We start from the raw sequence: 17,858 nt of genomic DNA on the forward strand, positions 1-17,858 counted from the left end.
GTCTTCCTTGACGGAAGGAACGGTGGCACGCAAGACGAAAGCCTTGAGCGCCAGATAAAACAGGGTCCACCCGGGAGGGCGGGACAAAACTTCTATTGCGGCCGAGGCCGATTCGCGTAACGAGCGCACCGCCCGCTTGAGGCATAGCCAAGGTTGCGGGGACCAGGAAACGTGCTCAGCACAGCAAAACGCCCGTGCCTGCTTGAGGAGCCCAAAAACTCTCGCTGGTGCCAATTTGGCGCTCTCAAGCCCGAAATCGAGGCGATTTTCGCTCGACGTGGCCGATGAACGAGGTACCTCTGTTTCTCAGCGGCTTTGGTTCGGGTGCTTCTCGCGGCATAGGTGTTGAACCGTTGTTGAACGCTTGTTGAACGGGTGTTCAACAACGAGTTTCTGCGGCTGCCGCTTCCATCCTGTTGAACGCTCGTTGAACCGTTGTGGAACGATTGTTCAACGACAGAGGAAAAGGCGCGACAAAATATCGCTTCACGCGTGCACAGCACGGAGAGGTAGCGCAGCAAGATGTCAGGGCGGCGAGCCAGGAAGGTGCGCCCGGCCGTAACTGGCCTGGGCGTGGCGATAGACTCGACCAGAAAATCCAGGAGCTGTCAGGCATGCTTCAGGAGGAGCAGGTAACGAGAGCGACCATTGAGCGAAAGTTTGCGGTGGCGTCGGCGCTCGGCAGCGAGCAGCTAGCGACAGAACAAAAGGGACGAAAACATGGGGGGCACCCAGGCCAGGTCTTGGAAAGGGGAGTCGACTGAAGGCTTGGTATCGCCTGCTGCGTAATGTTGCCGGATGGCTTTAGGAGCACTTGCGACCGAAACAGGCTTTAGCGAAAGGGATTGCGAAAGCTAACTGGCGAGGCGGTTGCATCTGGCATCGTTCGCAACGTTTGACGGACGCGATAGCGAGTGCGGCGCCTGCGTGCTGTTTCAGCCGATTCCAAGCCGCCTTCATCTGCAGCCCGCCTTGCCGGCACGCGCCTCATAGCAGCGCGGCCGGCGGAAGGGTTCCTTGGACGTATCCCAATGACTCGACAGGCACAATGGTCGTTGCTCGAGGAAATGGCACGCGCAGATCGACCAACGGCAATATCATCTCCGCAGTCACTGTATTGCACTGGTCCGTTATGGCTGGGTCGCAAATTCGGACCTGAACGAAGCGGATACATGTGGGCGCACGCAAATCACTCATGCAGATCCGCCTGTTCACGGCCGCGTCGTTTGGCCACAATGCCTCGGGTATCACAGACAGGTCAAACCGCAGGTATTCCAAACGGACATGTTCGTCCGTAATGGGGTTCCCAAGCACGAGCCCACCAGGCGAGCTTCGTAGGATCCCGTATTGCCTTACCCTGGCAGTTGCGGCGGTGTCACGCGGATAGACGTTCACTGCAGCAGCGGCAGTCCTGCGCGTGACCTCATGCAGGGTGTTAATCACAAACAGGACGCGCGCCAGTTCGATGATGCCGAAAACAAACATAAAAAAGATGACGGCGAGCAGCGCAAATTCGACTGCTGCAGTACCGGCCTGTGTCTTGAGTGGGCGCCAGCCGTCGCGCCGCGACAGGTTAGTTGCCGGCATAGCGCATGGTGTAATTGGCAGTAATCTGCAAGCCATACCACCCCGTGTCAACAAGCCCGAAAGGGTCGAACATTGAGATCAAAAAATGAACGCGGACGGTCGTAGGGAGCGTTCCCGCTGCGTTGCCGCCGCAATTCGACGTATCACAGAACGTTTCGAGAGTACCAATTTCAGAACTCGATGAAACCTCAGCGATTTCCCGTCGAATGATCTCTTGGGCAAGGTCCCCTGCCGCTCGTGCCGAGGCAGGTGTCATCATTTCTGCTACGGGCACAGTAGACAGGTAGCGGGCGGCGTCCTGTGCCGCTTTCTGTGCCATCGTGTAATGCCAGAATATGCTTACAGTGAAGAAACCTAGTGTAAGGAACGCTATGAGAACCGGCAGCAGGAGTGCGCACTCTACGGCAGCTACGCCGGCCTGGTATTTCGTTGATCTGCGGACTACTGCAGGAAGGAATTTTTTCATGGGAAGAGCTCCACGTGACCTGGCAACGATTGCAGGGGAATCAATCCGGCGAATTCGGCGATGAGACTGTTGTCGGTCGCTGGTACGGTCATAAAAAACTTCCCGATCGCGACCACTGTGGCCGGTGCGTTCGCGCCGGATGGCGCTGACGGGCTGCATGAGAGCAGCGGGATGTTCAGTACCCGCCGGTGCGGGACCGCCATGGGTCTGTTGGCCAGGCTCGGAGCCTGGTAATAGCCGCTGGCTGTGGTAGACGAAAGATAGGGCACTGGCGGCGATGTCGGGTAATTTGAAGAAGTGGGACCCGACGGGTACAGGGTGGGCCAGTCCGTGTGAGAAAACGTCGGATAGCCGCCGGGCGGTTCGGGCGAAGTCACAGGGGAGGGCGCCTTGGCTGCCTTTGCATATGCCCACAAAGGGCCGTACTCCCCAGGTGTTGCTGGCGGCGCCGGCAAGTCAATGACGGGCTCAATCTTGCCACGGGCTGTCGTCGTTGCCACGGCTGGTGTACCTTTGTTGGGGCTCATCCATTTGACGATACCGGCCTGGTCGTATGCATATGACTTGATATTGATGTCCGGTGAAGCGCTGCTCGGGGCGCAGGACGTGTTTGCGTAGGTGTCAAAACGCGTGTTGAGCGCAGTACTCAACGATGCAAGGGGAGATGTGTCGGGGAGTTCGGAGACGCGGATAGGGCTGCCTGTTATCCGTCTAATCCACATGGACCCGCTGCATACGAAGGGTGCCAGCGCTGGGATGTCGAAAGCTTGGCTATTTGTTCCAGGCTCGGAGACGGGGTTGATTGCAAAACGGGCTGGCGTTGTGTTATTTGGGTTGAGTTTCATCAGGTCGTAGCTGATCCCGCGACGAAACCCATATTGCACCAGCTCCGAGAGCGTGGCCCCGGAAGAGCTGGTGGCAGGACGCGCTGCCGCGGCATCCGGGGACATCGCGCAGACCCCGATCGGCATTGCCTTCACCGATGTGCGCCCAGCGATCGCACTATCGCTGAGCTGAACCTTCGCCAGGCTGCTGTCGAGGATCCTGATGAAAAAGGTCTCGACTTCGCTAATGGCTGGATCAAGACCTGCGGTATCGACACGTGCAAAAAAGAGTTCCGCAGCCTGGGCTGCTCCGGCCGAGGTAACCCAGGTTCCAGTACGCGATGAGGTAGTGCCGAAACTGAGGGCGTCGTCGTGCCACGTAAAGGCAGTGCCGCTACCATAGTTTCGGTAGCGGAGATTTGCTACGGCCACACTCGCTGCGTTCCTCGCCGCAACAAGTCCTGCAGGAGTGCCGTCGAGCTCCCGTGCAGCTGCGAGCGCGGCCGCCTTGGCTATTCCGTACAGGTCGACTTTGCGGTTGTAGATCTGTCCGATATCCACGGCAAGGCTCCAGAAGCCGAGCATTACTATCAGCAATGGAACGAACATCACAGCAAAGGCACCTTGCTGCCTGGGGCGCCTGTTTTTCACAGAGCGCGATATAGCCAATGGACTTGTGCAGGCGCTGCGCCTTCCACGAAATGCATTCTGCCCAGATGTCATAATTGCCTCATATCCTCGAGACCGTTGAAATACTCGATAGCTCTAACTTAGAAGAAATAGTTCTGGATTGGAAACTATCAAAGGCCATCGTTCTAAAACTAGCCCAACGGCCCAGGCTAGCGCTGCCGCTAATGGTCGCTAACCAGCGGAGTGGATCGTGCAGGGCTCTGGTTCAACAGCATTCGTTGACCCATTCTTCTCGTGCGTGATACGCCGTTGTTGCTCCCTCCTAAGCAGCAATGCACAGCATGCACACGACCAGAACGCCCAGGCGGCGAGGGGTAGAAACATCGTGTCGATAGACTTGTGTCCTATCGCAATGGCAGATCCAAATCCGCCCATTGCGCTCACGCAGGATATGGCGAGCCTGTCACGGCTGAAAGACAGGCGAGCCCACGGGGCAAAGGCGAGGGAAATAGCAGCCATTCCGAGCAGGGTAAGGCTTCCGGCGAGGAATAGGACTCCGAAAATCACACCTGAAACATAGAGCAGGGTGCATGACATTCCAGTCCGCCAGGATTCCGTCGCTGGACTCGTTCCGCGTTCAGCCACCACATTACTACGGTCGAATGCTGGACGGCGGCCAGACCATATAACAAGCGATGCCCCGGGAATTGTGGCAAACAAATGCAATGAAAATCCGGCGCCTATCAGGAATAGCCACGCGTCGAAAAGCATCCAGCCTAAAAGTGAGTAGAGAAGCGCTATGAATGACCAGTATCGACGCCGCTTCGCAGGCCGAACGTTATCCGAGTCCATGTCTTCCCTTGTATTTGCAGTAGTGCGGTTATTTCCTGATGAAAACTTGCTCGATCGAGTGTGGACTAAGGTCGATTCCTCTGCAATCAGAGTGTCTTGCAACATTGATTCGCATCATCGAAGGAAACAAATGCGCCTTTGTACGTTGCTGTCGTGCATACCGGCGTGGCTGCACAATCTGCTTCTCCTCAATGAACACTATGCAACAGCAAGACAACAAGCACCGGGTCGCGGTCGTCGTGGGCGGCGCCATGGGCATCGGCGCCGATATCTGCCAACGGCTTGGCGCGGCGGGCTATACGGTGATCGTCGCCGATCGCGACGTGGACGCAGCGAAGACCCGCGTCGAGGAGCTGGGCGCCGCCGGCCTGCGCGCCGAGGCCCAGCAGATCGACGCTGCCGATGCGGCATCGGTGGCACAGGCATTTGAGGAAATCGACGGCCGGCATGCCCGCTGCGACGTGCTGGTGAACTGCGCCGGCATCGCCAAAGTGTTCCCCTTCCTCGAGTTCCCACTCGATAATTTCGTGGCGACGCTGAACGTCAACGTGGTCGGCACCCTGTTGTGCGCCCAGCATGCCGCCAGGCTGATGGTGAAGCATCGGTGGGGGCGGATCGTGAACCTGGCATCGGTTGCGGGCCAGCGCGCCGTCGGCACCGGGCGCACCGCATACGGCACGTCGAAAGGCGCGGTCATCGCGTTGACGCGGCAGATGGCGGTGGAGCTTGCCGAGCACGGCATTACTGCGAATACGGTATCGCCCGGCCCGGTCGACACGCCGATGACGCGCACCCTCCATACGGACCAGTTCCGCAAGGAATACACGCATGCCATCCCGATGGACCGCTACGGATCGACCGCCGAGGTCGCGGCGGCCGTGATGTATTTCGTGGGGGGCGAGGCAGGGTACACCACGGGGGTCGACCTGGCGGTCGATGGCGGTTTCCTGGCCGCGGGCGCCCGCAAGCTCGCGTAAGCCGGCGCGGTACGAAAACCCAACGGGCCGCAGGGCCCCACATACTTAAAGGGAGACAAACATGGACAGCCGGCGACTCTTCACCGCGCTCATTGGCGCGCTTGCGGCCGCAGGCAGCCCCCTGGCTGGTGCGCAGAGCAATCTGTCGATCTACGGCATGATCGACATGGCGGCGATACGGGAAAGCGGCGGCGCCGCCGGTTCCGTGACGAAGATAACAAGCGGTGTCAGCGCCGGATCGCGCCTCGGGTTCAAGGGAACGGAAGACCTTGGGAACGGCCTGTCCGCGCTGTTCGTGCTGGAGAGCGGCTTCCAGGGCGACACCGGCGCCATGGGGCAGGGCGGATTGCTGTTCGGCCGGCAGGCCTATGTTGGCTTGCGGGGCGGGTTCGGCACGGTATTGGTCGGGCGCCAGTACACACCGGAATATCTGGTCGTGGTGTTCGCCGATCCGTTTGGGTCGGGCTATGTCGCCGACAGCAAGAACATCATCGCCACCAGCGGCAATTCGCTCAGCCGGATGGACAACACCGTCAAATACCTGTCGCCGACCGTCGGCGGCCTGACGCTGGAGCTGGCTGCCGCGCCCGGCGAAGTCGCGGGCGACAACGCAGCGGGCCGGCAGATCGGCGGCTCGCTTGCCTACGCCGCCGGCCGCCTGCAGGTACGCGTGGGCTATCACAACCGCAACAACGATACCGCGACGCTGAGGAACACGGACAACGGCCGTAACAGCGTCATCGCCGCGGTGTATGACTTCGGGGTCGTCAAGGCGCATGCACTGTATGGCGTCAACCGTGGCCTGAACAGTTCAGTCCTGCGCAACACGGCCAATCCGTACGGCCGTGCTGTCGTTCCGGTGGCCTCGACCGCCAGCCGCGACGCGCTGCTGGGCCTGACGGTGCCGTTCGGCCCGCACACATTGATGGCCTCGTATCTTCACAAGGATGACCGGACCGCGCTCGACCAGGATGCCGGACAGGTGGCGCTCGGCTATCGATACAGCTTGTCGAAGCGGACCAGCCTGTACGCGGTCTATGCCCGCATCGACAACCGGAACGGTGCCAGCTATACCGCTGGCAATGCGAGCGATCCGGGCAGTGGCAATCGCGCAGTCAGCGCTGGCATGAGCCACAGCTTCTGACTCTCGCCGGATCACGCACCAGCAGCAGGTCAGGCCCGCCCAGCCTGTCCACGCGCGTGCCGAACTGCCGGCACTCCCGGTTCAGCGTCTCCACCAGCCAGCGTACTCCGGACTCCGGGGCCGCGTTCACCCGAAAGTGGCGGATCTGGGTGGGCGTTATGGCAAAGCGCGTCAGCCGGCCCTCGTCCAGGGTGGGGAAATACATGAGCGCCAGGTCGCCCCGGAACTGTTCGTGACCGCGGATGCCTTCGTAGTCATTCAGGAGGTCGCCGCAGCCGTAGAGGATGGGCTTGTCGCAGTAGATCTCGATCCCCTTCACGTGGTGGGACGAATGGCCATGGACCAGGTCCACTGCGGCCACGTCGATCAGGCCGTGGGCGAAGTCCCGCTGCTGCGGCGAGATGCCGAAGTCCCAGTTCCCGCCCCAGTGAATCGATGCCAGCACCAGGTCGCCGGCCCGCTTCGCGGCGCGCGTCTGTTGCGCAATGGACTCGAGGCTGCGCGCACCGAGGTCGGGCAGGAGGTTCACGCCAGGGCGGGACGGACCCGCACGCCAGTCCGCGGGCACGCCGCTGTCTTCCATGGCCCACGCGAACACCCATACCCGGCCCTTGCCCGGTACGTCGAGCAGGGCCGGTGCCGCGGCGCCGGCCTCGTCGAGCCCTGCGCCGGCCGTCGCGATGCCGGCGCGGCGCAGGCTGTCGAGCGTTTCCTTCAGGCCTTGCGTGCCCCAGTCCAGCACATGGTTGTTGGCCAGTACGCAGCAGTCGATGCCGGCCGCGGCGAGGCAGGGCAGGTTAGCGGGGTGCATGCGGTAATGGATGCCTTTGCCGGGCCAGGCATCCTTGCTGGCGGTGACGGCGGTCTCCAGGTTGACGATGCGCAGGTCCGGCCCGGTACGGCGCAAGGCATCGAGGGCGTCGCCCCAGATGTAGGCAAAGTCGACCGGCCGGCCGATCGGGCCGTTGGTCTCCTCGGCCAGTTGCACATAGCCGAGTGCCGAGCGCATCCAGGGTTCGAACAGGCGCGGCTTTCCGGGGTGCGGCAGGACCTGGTCGATGCCGCGCCCGGTCATGAGGTCGCCGCACAAGAACAGGGTGATGCCGCCCGGGCGTGCTTGCGTCGGCATGACGATGCTCCTTCATGGATACGCCGGCCCTGGATCGGCCGTAGTGGAAGTGTGACACGAGACATCGGCACATGCTTATGTCTGAAATGCGAACCCGCCTCTGCCAACCCGGCGCCGATGACACGCCGTCCCCTCCAAAGCTATAATCGACGCCTTCGTCGACGAGGAACGTGCCATGTCTCTACTAGACCACCAGCTCGAATTGTTGTCCCCCGCCAAAACCGCCGAGATCGGCCGCGAGGCGATCCTGCACGGCGCCGACGCCGTCTACATCGGCGGCCCGGCCTTCGGCGCCCGCCACAATGCCAGCAATTCCCTGGAAGAGATCGCCAGCCTGGTGCAGTTCGCGCACCGCTACCGCGCCCGCATCTTCGTTACGATGAACACGATCATGCACGACGCCGAGCTCGATCTGGCGCGCGAGCAGGTCTGGCAGCTGTACGAAGCGGGCGTCGATGCGCTGATCGTCCAGGACATGGGACTGCTCGAACTCGACCTGCCGCCGATCCAGCTGCACGCCAGCACGCAGTGCGACATCCGCAGCGTGGAGAAAGCGAAGTTCCTCGGCGATGTCGGCTTCTCCCAGCTGGTGCTGGCGCGCGAGCTGACCATCGAACAGATCCGCACCATCCGCGCGCAGGTCGATACGCCGCTCGAATATTTTATTCATGGCGCCCTGTGTGTCGCGTTTTCCGGGCAGTGCTATATCTCGCATGCGGACACGGGACGCAGCGCCAACCGCGGCGACTGTTCCCAGGCCTGCCGGCTGCCGTACACGCTGACGGACGGGAAGGGCGGCGTGGTGGCCTACGACAAGCACCTGCTGTCGATGAAGGACAATGACCAGAGCCGCAACCTGGAAGCGCTGATCGACGCCGGCATCCGGTCGTTCAAGATCGAGGGCCGCTACAAGGACATGGGCTACGTGAAGAACATCACGGCCCACTACCGCCTGCTGCTGGACGAGATCCTGGAACGTCGCGCTGGTTTCGTGCGCGCCGCCAGCGGACACACGCAGGTCTTCTTCACGCCGGACGTCGACAAGAATTTCAATCGCGGCCACACCGACTATTTCGCCCAGGGCCGCCAGGACGACATCGGGGCCTTCGATTCTCCGAAATACCTGGGCGTGGAAGTAGGGACCGTTACCAGGGTGGGCATCGACGAGTTCGAGATGATGACGGACGCGCCGCTAGCCAACGGCGACGGCCTGAACTACATGAACAAGCGCGCCAGCGTCGGCATCGGGGTCAACACGGTCCAGAAGCTGGGCGAGAGCGAGGAGGGCCAGCGCTGGCGCGTGTTCCCGAACGAGCCCGTGAGCAGTTTGCCCGGCCTGAAGCCGGGTACGCAGGTGCACCGCAACCGCGATCACCAGTGGGAAGCGGCGCTCAGCAAACGCTCGGCCGACCGCAAGGTCGCACTGCACCTGACCCTGTTGGAGCTTGATGACGGCCTGGCGCTGACCCTGCGCGACGAGGATGGCATCCAATCAATCACGCGCGCGCAGCTGCCGCTGCAGCCGGCGCACAATGCCGAGCAGGCCGATGCGGCGCTGCGCACCAGCCTGACCAAGCTGGGCAACACGATGTTCGAAGCCGACGGCATCGCCCTGGAGCTGTCGCAGCCGTGGTTCGTGCCCGCCGCCGCCATCAATGCCTTGCGACGCGATGCCGTGGCGGCACATGAGGCGGCCCGGCTGGCCGCATGGGAGCGTCCGGAGCGCAAGGCGCCGCTTGAACCGCCCGCCGTGTATCCGGCGACCCAGCTGTCCTACCTGGCCAACGTCTACAACGAGAAGGCGCGCGCCTTCTACCGCAAGCATGGTGTGGGCCTGATCGACGCGGCCTACGAAGCGCATGAAGAGGCGGGCGAGGTGTCGCTGATGATCACCAAGCACTGCCTGCGCTTCTCGTTCAACCTGTGCCCGAAACAGGCCAAGGGCGTGCAGGGTGTGCAAGGCCAGGTGCGGGCCGAGCCGATGACCTTGAGCACGGGCGAGGACACCTACACGCTGCGCTTCGACTGCAAGCCTTGCGAGATGCACGTCGTCGGGGCGATGAAGCCCGGCATTTTGCGGATGCCGCCGCCGTCCGCCGTGCCATATGGTTCGGTGAGCCCGCTGACCTTCCATCGCCGCCGGCCGGCGTGAAGTCTTGCGGACAGTGGCCGGCACGAAGCTGGTGTCCCGGCCTGGGACTGCTTGAAGCCTGCCGCCCGTCCCCTCATTCCAGGAACCGTTGCAGGTGTCGGGTGAACTCCGGCTCCGCCTCGACGCTGGACAGGTGCGAAGCCGGCAGCTCGACGCATTCCGCGCCGGCGATCCGCGCCTCCATCCAGCGCGCGTCGTCCACGGTGGTTACCGGATCCTCGCGGCCGGCGACCAGCAGTGTCGGCACGGAGATCGCGGCGAGCTCCGCGCGCAGGTCGGCCTCCGCCAGGGCCAGGCAGCAGGCCGCATAGCCCTGCGGATCGCAAGCCTGCAATTGGCCGACCAGCCCGTCCACGGCCGCCGGGACGCGTGCGCGGAAGTCGGGCGTGAACCACCGTTCGGCCGCGCCGGCCGCGATCGGATCCATGCCCTGCGCCAGCACCTGATCCGCGCGCGCTGTCCAGCCTTCTGCCGTCCCGATCCGGGCCGCGCTATTGGCAACGACCAGCCGTCGCAGCCTCGGACCGGCATGGACGCCCAGCCACAAGCCGGTGAGACCGCCCATCGAGATGCCGCAGAAGTCGACGGTCTCGATGTCCAGCGCGTCCAGCAGGCGCAGCACGTCGCCGCCGAGTTGGGCGAGCGTATAGCCTCGGCCAGGGCCGTGCGCTTGCGCGCCGGCCAGGCCGCTCATCCCATGGCCGCGCGTGTCGTAGCGCAGCACCCGCAGGTGCCGCGACAGCAGGTCGGCCTGCGGCTGCCACGACGACGCGGTAGTGCCGAGGGAGTTCGAGAACATCACGACCGGTGCGCCCTCGGGGCCTTCCAGCGTGTAGGCGAGCTGTCGCGCGCCAGGATCCAGTAGCCGCATCGGTCGCTCCCTTCAGGCCTCGAAGTGCGCGCGCTCGATCTGGTCGGCTGGAAGGCCGTCGCGCGCCGCCTGCAGGTCGAAATCGAAGTCGATCGCATAGTAGGGCGCGTCGACTTCCCTGGCGCGCAGCGCGGCGGCGTCGTCCACCTTGCGCATCGCCGGCACCAGGCCCTCGCGGGTGGCGAAGGCAAAGTCGTCCCACAGGTAGGGATCGCCATCGATGTTGATCTGCGTGGTCAGCTTGCGGTGGCCAGGTGCCGTCACGAAGAAATGGATGTGCGCGGGGCGGGTGCCGTGACGGCCCAGCAGCGTCAGCAGCTTTTCGGTCGAGCCGCCTGGCGGCACGCTGTAGCCGACGGGCACCTTGCTGCGGAAGCGGTAGCGGCCGTCGGCATCCGTGCGGATCGAGCGGCGCAGGTTGTACGGGCTCTGGGTGGGATCGAAGAACGAATAGCCGCCCAGGTGGTTCGCGTGCCACACTTCCACCAATGCGCCCGCCACGGGGCTGCCGTCGGCGCCGCGGACCTGGCCTTGCATGAACAGCACCTCGCCCGGCTGCTCGTCCTGGTCCAGTCGTGCGCTGCCCACCGATTCGGGGGCGCCGGCGACGTACAGCGGCCCTTCGATCGTGCGCGGCGTCCCGCCGGAGAGGCCGGCGCGCTCTTCCGCCTCGTCCATGCGCAGGTCGAGGAAGTGCTCGAAGCCCAGTCCGGCCGCGATCAATCCCCATTCGCCGTTGCGGCCGGCTTCGGTCAGGTAGCCGACCGCGCTCCAGAATTCGTCGGGCTGGACGTCCATCTCCTCGATCGTTGCGAACAGGTCGCGCACGATGCGGTTGACGACGGCCTGCACGCGCGGGTTGCCGCTGGCCGTTTCCGTGCTTTCGATCTTGTCCAGCAGTGCTGCGATGGCTTGCTTGTTCATGTCTGTCTCCTTGCTTGTTATGGGTGGTTCAGCGGTCGTCGTCATGGATCGACGAAGGATGGCGGCACAGGGCTTCCACCTCCACGTCCATATAGGGAAAAAGGGGGAGCGCGGTCAGCAGGGCGTGCAGCTCGTCCGCGCCGGACACGTCGAAGATGCTGACGTTCGCGTAGCGGCCAGCCACGCGCCACAGGTGGCGCCATTTGCCGCTGCGCTGCAGCTGCTGCGCGACGGCGCGTTCGGTGGCCTTCAGTTCGTCCGCATGCGCCTGCGGCATGTCGTGCGGCAGGCGGACCGTCATGGATACTTTGAACAGCATGGTGTCTCCTGAATCGATAAAAATGTGCGCGCCTACCGGTCCTTGCGGCGCAGGAAGGCGAGCTTGTCGTCGTCGAGCTCGATGCCGAGGCCCGGGCCGGTCGGCAGGCGTAGCGCGAAATCGCGGTACTCCAGCGGCGTGGTCAGGATTTCCTCGGTCAGCAGCAGGGGCCCGAAGAGTTCCGTGCCCCATGCCAGCGCCGGGAAGGTGGCAAACAGCTGGGCCGAGGCGATGGTGCCGACCGCGCCTTCGAGCATCGTGCCGCCGTACAGCGCCACGTCGGCCGCGCGGGCGATGGCCGCGACCTCCTGCGCGCCGGTGAGGCCGCCCGACTGCGTGATCTTGACGGCGAAGACGTCGGCCGCGCGCCGCTCCGCCAGGCGGAAGGCGTCGACCGGCCCGTGCAGCGCCTCGTCCGCCATCACCGGCACCAGGTTCATGTCGCGCAGGCGGCGCATGCCCTCGATGTTGGCGGCGGCGATGGGCTGCTCCAGCAGGTCGGCGCCGGCGTCGTGCAGCAGGCGCATGCCCAGCACGGCATCGGCCTCGCCCCAGGCCTGGTTGACGTCCACGCGGACGCTGGCGCGCTCGCCCAGGGTGCGCTTGATGGCGGCCACGTGGGCGACGTCGCTGCGCACGGAACGCTTGCCGATCTTCAGCTTGAACACGTTGTGGCGGCGCAGGTCCAGCATCCGTTCGGCTTCCTCGACGTCGCGCGCCGTGTCGCCGCTGGCCAGCGTCCAGGCGACGGGCAGGCTGTCGCGCACCCGGCCGCCGAACAGCGCGGACAGCGGTACGCCGAGACGGCGCGCCTGCGCGTCGAACAGCGCGGTTTCGATCGCGCACAGGGCGAAGCGGTTGCCCTGCAGGCGGCTGCGCAGGGCCAGCATGCGCGCGCCCGGGCTGGCGGCGTCGGCGCCGACCAGGATCGGGACCATGTAGGTCTCGATATTGGCGCGCATGCTTTCCGGGCTTTCTTCGCCGTAGGCCAGGCCGCCGATGGTGCTGGCTTCGCCCCAGCCCGTGATGCCGTCGCTGCAGCGTATGCGCACCAGCACGATGTTCTGGGTCCGCATGGTGGCCATGGACAGCTGGTGCGGGCGGATGGTCGGAACGTCGAGCAGCAGTACCTCGACGCTGTCGATGCGGTGTTCGTTGGTGCTCATGCAATCCTCATCATGCGGTTCTCAAAGTGAACGGAACAGCGGGCTGCGCACGGCCTGGCCGGCGTCCGCTGCGGACAGGAACTTCTCCGTGAAGATGTCCTTTTCGAACAGCCGGCCCTGCATCAGTGCCGCGATGCTCGCCTCGATCATCGGCGGCGGCCCGCACAGGTAGGCGCGCCAGCCGCGGAAGTCCTGGCCGAAGTGGCGCACGGCCAGTTCGTGCACGTAGCCGCGTTCGCCGGCCCACGCCGAATCCTGCGGCTCGCCCGACAGCACCGGCAGGTACTCGAAGTTCGGATGGCGCGCGGCCAGTTGCTCGAACTCGGCCCGGTAGTACAGCTCGTCCAGGGTGCGCGCGCCCTGGATCAGGCGGATCGGGCGGGTGTCGCCGGACTCGAGCAGGTCGAGCACCATCGAGCGCGGGCTGGACAGCCCCGAGCCGCCGGCGATGAACAGCAGCGGCCGAGGGTCGCTCTTGCGCACGAAGAAGCGGCCCAGCGGTCCCGACAGCATCACCTGCTCGCCGACCTTCAGCCCGTCGTGGACGTAGGACGTGACTTTCCCGCCCGGCACCAGCCGGATGTTCAGCTCGACCTCGCGCGACGATGGCGCGGAAGCGATGGAAAACGCGCGCGGCGCCGCTTCCCCCGCCAGCCACAGGTTCACGTACTGGCCCGGCTGGAAGCGCAGCGCGGCGTCACCGTGCTCGTGCTCGATCTCGAGGAACACGCCCTTGATGGTCGGCGTGAGGGTCTCGATGCGCGCCACGCGGGCCTGGTAGTCCATCAGCGGCAGGCATTGCGCGTCCGGATCGGGATCGATGTCGGCTTCGATGGTGATGTCCGTCTGCACGGTCGCGGTGCAGGCCAGGCATTTGCCCTCGTCGCGCTCGAAGTCCATCAGGGCGAAGGGCGAGGCCTCGCCGTGCTCCAGTTCACCGCCGCTGGCCTGCACCTTGCAGGTGCCGCACAGGCCGTGGCCGCAGGCGTGCGGCAGCCAGATGCCGGCGCGCAGGCAGGCGTCCAGGATGGTCTGGCCTTCGGCCACCTCCACGGTCTGGCCCAGCGGTTCGATCGTCAATTGGTAGCTCATGGTGTCCTCCGTTCAGTTGCCGCTGCCGCCGACGCCGGCCGGTTGCGGGGTTTGCAGGCGCAGCACGGTTTTATGGCCCAGGCCATTGGCCACCAGGCTGGCCTCAGGCTCGGGCACGAAGGGCTGGCCGGCGCGCAGCCAGGTCGCCGTGCTCCAGTCGATGGAAGCGCCTTCGGGATGCGCGGCCAGGAGCGGCGTGAGCACGTCGCTCACCAGGGTCTTGAATGGCATGTCGGGCGGCAGCGGCAGCGTGAAGGGGCTGCAGAACAGCATCCGACGGTCCCAGCCGAAGTACACGAGCTGGTTGCCGTGGAAGTTCTCCACGCGGTCGCGGACTTCGCCGCGGTAGTCTGGTGCTAATGCGATGACTGGCATGATGTCTCCTCGCGTGCCGCTCAGGCGGCTTTAGGGTTGTCGTTGGTCCAGCGCTCCCAGTTGGCGCGGTCGGCCGAGTCGGCGTAGTCGCCGGCGGCCTCGGGTTTCAGGTGGTACCAGTCGAGCACCTCGGGCAGGGTGGGGCCGCCGCAGTTGCCCTGGAAAATCTGATGCACCGGCAGCCACGCCTGTACATACTTTTCCGGTTCGTTCTTGAAGATGTCGCAGCAGCCGTCCGAGCAGAAGTGGTAGTTCTCGCCTTCGTACTTGACCTCGCGGTAGCAAACCTGGGTCGGGTCGCCTGGTTCGCGAAAGGCCATCGGGACCTGGCAGAGCTGGCACAGCATCGGCAGGCCCGGATTGGTCCATCGCTTGCCGGCCTTGTGCTGTTCCTGCCAGTAGCGCAGGTGCGGCAGGTGGTGTTCCTCGAACGTGTCCGGGTACTGCGCCTTCAGCCAATCCAGCTCGTTTTCTTCCGGCACCCAGGTGTGGATGGCGGCGGCATGGTTGAAGTTGTAGAAGATCGACCAGGCGATGTGCGACAGGTGATCCTTTTCCTGCGCGGCCTGTTCGTGGTACTTCGGCATGCGCACGCCGTAGCGGGCCAGGTCGGCGAACAGGGCGCCGCCGTTCTGTTCGAAATACATCTCCCACGCTTCCTTCCAGCTCATCACCTTCTTGGGCAGCATGTAGTCCATCATCATGGCCACCAGCGTGAGCAGGCGGTAGCCGCGCCAGAACCACTTGTCCACCCACTTCTGGATGATCGGCAGGTTGGCCGGATCCTGCTCCAGCATGAACTTCACCACTTCGAGGCCGAGCGTCATGTGGCGCGACTCGTCGGACTGGGCCGAGAAGCCGAAGGTGACGGTGGCCATGTCGCCGTTGAAGGCGGCGCCCGACATGAAGGGCATGAACAGCAGGTTGGTCAGCACGTACTCGAACGAGAACGAGATGGCGGTGATGAATTCGAAGGGTCCCGCCGTCATCGCGTCCTCGAAGTAGGACTTGGGCACGGACAGGTACCACAGGCGGTCGTGCATGTGGGTCCAGTCCTCGAAGCCGTTGAAGAACTTGTTGTACTGGCTGATCGTGTGGACCTGGGTCTGGCAGTGGCGCAGTTCGTCCACGGACTGCATCTGGCAGGCCACGCGGGCGCCGGCGCCGCGCAGGTTGCGGCCGGCCATGGCGAAGCCGCGGTGGGCGGCGTATTCCAGCGGCGAGACGCCGGTCAGGAACAGCTTGAGGGCGTTCACGTAGCGCGCATCCGTCACGTTGAGCTGGCCGTTGTTCTGCTGGAAGGCGTCGATGATGGCGTACAGCTTGCGCTCCTTCTCCGACTGGAACTTCCAGTACGCGTCCATCGTCATGCGGAAGGGGTCTTCCCAGCCGTCCCAGTTGTGGATCACGATGCCTTCGAATTTATCTTGAGGGAAGACGGCGTCCATCGATTGGTAGGTCGTGTCCCAGCCCAGGTCGCGGGTGAGCAGGGCGTATTTTTCCTTGATCGACATCTTCGCCGAAGTGGCCTGGGCCTTGGCCTGGCCAGCCTGGCCCTGTTCCTGCGTGCTTGCGGTATTCATGTTTGTCTCCTTGTCGTTGTATTCAGCGCCAGGCCAGCACGAGCTGGTCTTCGGTTTCGTCGATGTTGCCGGCCAACGAGATCAGGCCGAGCTGCAGCTCCTGCATGTCCCAGTTGCGGCCGATCAGGTCCTCGATGGTGGCGCGGTTGATCTCGAGGCGGCCCGGTGCATCGATCTTCACCATCGCGGGAAAGCGGTGCACGGTCGCGTGCGGGTTGTCGGTCTCGATGGCCTCGATTACGGCACGCGTGTCCTCGTTGGTCTGCAGCGCGATGAAGACGAGTTGATCGCTCACGATGCGGCTCCTTCACGGGACAGGCCGAGGCCGGACAGGCGTTTTTCCAGCGGCGCCGCCACGGCCGCAAGGACGTCGCCGCCATCGGGGCCGAACAGGCGCTGCGCGACCTGGGCCAGTGCCGGTTCGAAGCGGTCGAGCCATGCGAAGGCGAAGCGCGAGATGGTGGCGGCGTTGGCAGGGCTTTCCTGGACGGCGGCTTTGACGACCGCATCGACCCAGCGTGCGGTCTCGGCATGCCAGACGCGCATGAAGTCTGTGGCGAGCGCGCAGGCGGGACCGTGCTCGAGGGCCAGCTGCGCGTCCAGCTTCTGGTAGAACAGCGGGTAGACGAGGCCGTCCAGCACCAGGTTCTGCGCGACGAACAGTTCGAACCAGTCCTGGCACACCATCAGGTCTTCCACGGCATGGCGTACGGGTTGCCATGCCGCGTCCTGCAGCCAGGCGTCCCTGGCTGCCGCGACCGCCGGCTTGCCGCCGATGAGCAGTCCGATGCGGGTGAGGTACTGGGCCAGCGCCAGGCGGTCCATGGTGTGGAACATGGTCGCCTCCGTAATGGCGGAACCGTAGCCGTAAGCGGTGACGTAGGCGTTGTTCATGTTGGCGGCCCACTCGGTATGGCGCAGCACGACCAGGGTCGTGGCCAGCAGTTCCTTCGTCGGCTCGGGCAAGGCGGCCAGCAGTGCGCGCTGTTCGAGGAATTCGAGGTTCTTTTCCATCGACTCCTGCTGGCGCGCCCGGGTGTTCACCCAGGTGCCGTAGTAGAACTGGCGCGGGTCCTTCAACGCATACCAGTCGGCCATGACGACGGCTGTGCGGCGCTTGTCGTACAGCTCGTATTCCGGCTGCCACAGCGGGCGGTAGTGGAAGTTGGCCTCGGGCTGCAGGTCGTACATCGCTTCCTGGTAGCGGGTGGCCGGCTTGTCCGCGCCGAGGCGGCGCGCGATGTTGGCGAAGGTCTGGCGGACAGGCTTGACGCTGTCGGTCCGTATGTCGATTTGCATGCTGGTCTCCTGGTTGTTTTAGTCGTGGGGGCAGGCGCCGGGCACGCTCTCGTGCCAATGGCGCCGTTCGTGTTCGAGCTGGGTGGCGGGAAGGTCCGGCAGCACCAGAGCACACTGCCGCCGGCGGAAGGCCTCGTACTGGGCCGGCCGCATCGTCAGCTCGACGCAAAGGTCGGGGTCGCCGATCGAGAATTCGAACTGGACCCAGTCGGCATCGCGCGACGTGACGCGCACGAAGCGGCTGGGCATGTCGGGTAACGGATTCATGTCTCCTCCTGTTTTCTATGGCTGCACAAGAGCTATAGCAACTGGTGTGCCAGGAGGCCAAGTGATTGAATTTAAAGGAAAGACATGTCCGCGCCGGAGCGGCGCGGCAGGTGGGGTTCACGATTTGATGAAGCGCCGCGGGCGGGATTCAGCAAATGCGCAGGCGGGGAGGGAGGGAGGCGCGCCGCGGCGGCGGCACCG

Annotated in this window: 17 protein-coding genes; 3 read left to right on the forward strand and 14 right to left on the reverse strand. The window is 64.3% G+C overall.

Features of this window, described 5'->3' with window-relative positions; genetic code table 11:
• Positions 1–987: 987 nt before the first annotated feature.
• The 3 genes from LPB04_RS16040 to LPB04_RS16050 are packed head-to-tail and all read right to left on the reverse strand — an operon-like array spanning position 988 to position 3,600.
• A complete protein-coding gene (locus LPB04_RS16040) occupies positions 988–1,587 on the reverse strand; it encodes a TadE family protein (protein ID WP_193685514.1) in 600 nt (199 codons plus the stop codon).
• Complete coding sequence (locus LPB04_RS16045; RefSeq protein WP_193685515.1) at positions 1,574–2,053, reverse strand: TadE/TadG family type IV pilus assembly protein; 480 nt, start codon at positions 2,051–2,053, stop codon at positions 1,574–1,576. Before LPB04_RS16045 ends, LPB04_RS16040 begins: the two co-directional genes overlap by 14 nt.
• Positions 2,050–3,600 (reverse strand): pilus assembly protein TadG-related protein, encoded by a 1,551-nt coding sequence (locus LPB04_RS16050; RefSeq protein ID WP_227496441.1) that lies wholly within the window; start codon positions 3,598–3,600, stop codon positions 2,050–2,052. Before LPB04_RS16050 ends, LPB04_RS16045 begins: the two co-directional genes overlap by 4 nt.
• 959 nt (positions 3,601–4,559) lie before the next feature.
• Here LPB04_RS16050 and LPB04_RS16055 point away from each other — a divergent pair.
• Both LPB04_RS16055 and LPB04_RS16060 read left to right on the forward strand, forming a co-directional pair.
• Positions 4,560–5,336 carry an SDR family NAD(P)-dependent oxidoreductase gene (locus tag LPB04_RS16055; RefSeq protein ID WP_193685517.1) on the forward strand — a complete coding sequence of 259 codons (777 nt, stop codon included), beginning with the start codon at positions 4,560–4,562 and terminating at the stop codon, positions 5,334–5,336.
• A 61-nt stretch (positions 5,337–5,397) separates the two neighbouring features.
• Positions 5,398–6,480: a porin gene (locus LPB04_RS16060; protein WP_193685518.1), complete on the forward strand. Its 1,083-nt coding sequence runs from the start codon at positions 5,398–5,400 to the stop codon at positions 6,478–6,480.
• Here LPB04_RS16060 and LPB04_RS16065 read toward each other — a convergent pair.
• Positions 6,452–7,609 (reverse strand): CapA family protein, encoded by a 1,158-nt coding sequence (locus tag LPB04_RS16065; protein WP_193685519.1) that lies wholly within the window; start codon positions 7,607–7,609, stop codon positions 6,452–6,454. The genes LPB04_RS16060 and LPB04_RS16065 overlap by 29 nt on opposite strands.
• 175 nt (positions 7,610–7,784) lie before the next feature.
• Here LPB04_RS16065 and LPB04_RS16070 point away from each other — a divergent pair, with 175 nt between their 5' ends.
• On the forward strand, positions 7,785–9,761 hold the full coding sequence (locus LPB04_RS16070) for a peptidase U32 family protein (RefSeq protein ID WP_193685520.1): 1,977 nt from the start codon (positions 7,785–7,787) through the stop codon (positions 9,759–9,761).
• 73 nt (positions 9,762–9,834) lie between these two features.
• Here the strand turns inward: LPB04_RS16070 and pcaD are convergent, their stop codons facing one another.
• From pcaD to LPB04_RS16120, 10 genes are all read right to left on the reverse strand, one after another.
• The gene (gene pcaD / locus LPB04_RS16075; RefSeq protein WP_193685521.1) at positions 9,835–10,632 is read right to left on the reverse strand and encodes a 3-oxoadipate enol-lactonase; all 798 of its coding nucleotides are present in this window, start codon (positions 10,630–10,632) and stop codon (positions 9,835–9,837) included.
• 12 nt (positions 10,633–10,644) lie between these two features.
• Entirely contained in the window at positions 10,645–11,556 is a 912-nt protein-coding gene (catA, locus tag LPB04_RS16080; protein ID WP_193685522.1) for a catechol 1,2-dioxygenase, read from the reverse strand.
• Between the two features lie 28 nt (positions 11,557–11,584).
• A complete protein-coding gene (gene catC, locus LPB04_RS16085; RefSeq protein ID WP_193685523.1) occupies positions 11,585–11,875 on the reverse strand; it encodes a muconolactone Delta-isomerase in 291 nt (96 codons plus the stop codon).
• A gap of 32 nt (positions 11,876–11,907) precedes the next feature.
• Positions 11,908–13,041, reverse strand: coding sequence for a muconate/chloromuconate family cycloisomerase (locus tag LPB04_RS16090; protein ID WP_193685524.1), 1,134 nt, complete (start codon positions 13,039–13,041; stop codon positions 11,908–11,910).
• 21 nt (positions 13,042–13,062) lie between these two features.
• The gene (locus LPB04_RS16095) at positions 13,063–14,133 is read right to left on the reverse strand and encodes an NADH:ubiquinone reductase (Na(+)-transporting) subunit F (RefSeq protein WP_193685525.1); all 1,071 of its coding nucleotides are present in this window, start codon (positions 14,131–14,133) and stop codon (positions 13,063–13,065) included.
• Between the two features lie 12 nt (positions 14,134–14,145).
• A complete protein-coding gene (locus LPB04_RS16100; RefSeq protein ID WP_193685526.1) occupies positions 14,146–14,508 on the reverse strand; it encodes a phenol hydroxylase subunit P4 in 363 nt (120 codons plus the stop codon).
• 20 nt (positions 14,509–14,528) lie between these two features.
• The gene (locus LPB04_RS16105) at positions 14,529–16,022 is read right to left on the reverse strand and encodes an aromatic/alkene/methane monooxygenase hydroxylase/oxygenase subunit alpha (RefSeq protein WP_193689041.1); all 1,494 of its coding nucleotides are present in this window, start codon (positions 16,020–16,022) and stop codon (positions 14,529–14,531) included.
• Positions 16,023–16,113: 91 nt separating this feature from the next.
• The gene (locus LPB04_RS16110) at positions 16,114–16,386 is read right to left on the reverse strand and encodes an MmoB/DmpM family protein (protein WP_193685527.1); all 273 of its coding nucleotides are present in this window, start codon (positions 16,384–16,386) and stop codon (positions 16,114–16,116) included.
• Entirely contained in the window at positions 16,383–17,390 is a 1,008-nt protein-coding gene (locus LPB04_RS16115) for an aromatic/alkene monooxygenase hydroxylase subunit beta (protein WP_193685528.1), read from the reverse strand. Before LPB04_RS16115 ends, LPB04_RS16110 begins: the two co-directional genes overlap by 4 nt.
• Positions 17,391–17,408: 18 nt before the next feature.
• Positions 17,409–17,657 carry a phenol hydroxylase subunit gene (locus LPB04_RS16120; protein ID WP_193685529.1) on the reverse strand — a complete coding sequence of 83 codons (249 nt, stop codon included), beginning with the start codon at positions 17,655–17,657 and terminating at the stop codon, positions 17,409–17,411.
• Positions 17,658–17,858: the final 201 nt, after the last annotated feature.

Source organism: Massilia litorea (assembly GCF_015101885.1).
Lineage (GTDB): Bacteria > Pseudomonadota > Gammaproteobacteria > Burkholderiales > Burkholderiaceae_D > Telluria > Telluria litorea.

What these genes read in the sequence shown, in the direction of transcription:
- LPB04_RS16040 (WP_193685514.1), bottom strand. Translation starts at nt 1,587, where the DNA reads ATGCCGGCAACTAACCTGTCGCGGCGCGACGGCTGGCGCCCACTCAAG.
- LPB04_RS16045 (WP_193685515.1), bottom strand. Translation starts at nt 2,053, where the DNA reads ATGAAAAAATTCCTTCCTGCAGTAGTCCGCAGATCAACGAAATACCAG.
- LPB04_RS16050 (WP_227496441.1), bottom strand. Translation starts at nt 3,600, where the DNA reads ATGACATCTGGGCAGAATGCATTTCGTGGAAGGCGCAGCGCCTGCACA.
- LPB04_RS16055 (WP_193685517.1), top strand. Translation starts at nt 4,560, where the DNA reads ATGCAACAGCAAGACAACAAGCACCGGGTCGCGGTCGTCGTGGGCGGC.
- LPB04_RS16060 (WP_193685518.1), top strand. Translation starts at nt 5,398, where the DNA reads ATGGACAGCCGGCGACTCTTCACCGCGCTCATTGGCGCGCTTGCGGCC.
- LPB04_RS16065 (WP_193685519.1), bottom strand. Translation starts at nt 7,609, where the DNA reads ATGCCGACGCAAGCACGCCCGGGCGGCATCACCCTGTTCTTGTGCGGC.
- LPB04_RS16070 (WP_193685520.1), top strand. Translation starts at nt 7,785, where the DNA reads ATGTCTCTACTAGACCACCAGCTCGAATTGTTGTCCCCCGCCAAAACC.
- pcaD (WP_193685521.1), bottom strand. Translation starts at nt 10,632, where the DNA reads ATGCGGCTACTGGATCCTGGCGCGCGACAGCTCGCCTACACGCTGGAA.
- catA (WP_193685522.1), bottom strand. Translation starts at nt 11,556, where the DNA reads ATGAACAAGCAAGCCATCGCAGCACTGCTGGACAAGATCGAAAGCACG.
- catC (WP_193685523.1), bottom strand. Translation starts at nt 11,875, where the DNA reads ATGCTGTTCAAAGTATCCATGACGGTCCGCCTGCCGCACGACATGCCG.
- LPB04_RS16090 (WP_193685524.1), bottom strand. Translation starts at nt 13,041, where the DNA reads ATGAGCACCAACGAACACCGCATCGACAGCGTCGAGGTACTGCTGCTC.
- LPB04_RS16095 (WP_193685525.1), bottom strand. Translation starts at nt 14,133, where the DNA reads ATGAGCTACCAATTGACGATCGAACCGCTGGGCCAGACCGTGGAGGTG.
- LPB04_RS16100 (WP_193685526.1), bottom strand. Translation starts at nt 14,508, where the DNA reads ATGCCAGTCATCGCATTAGCACCAGACTACCGCGGCGAAGTCCGCGAC.
- LPB04_RS16105 (WP_193689041.1), bottom strand. Translation starts at nt 16,022, where the DNA reads ATGTCGATCAAGGAAAAATACGCCCTGCTCACCCGCGACCTGGGCTGG.
- LPB04_RS16115 (WP_193685528.1), bottom strand. Translation starts at nt 17,390, where the DNA reads ATGCAAATCGACATACGGACCGACAGCGTCAAGCCTGTCCGCCAGACC.
- LPB04_RS16120 (WP_193685529.1), bottom strand. Translation starts at nt 17,657, where the DNA reads ATGAATCCGTTACCCGACATGCCCAGCCGCTTCGTGCGCGTCACGTCG.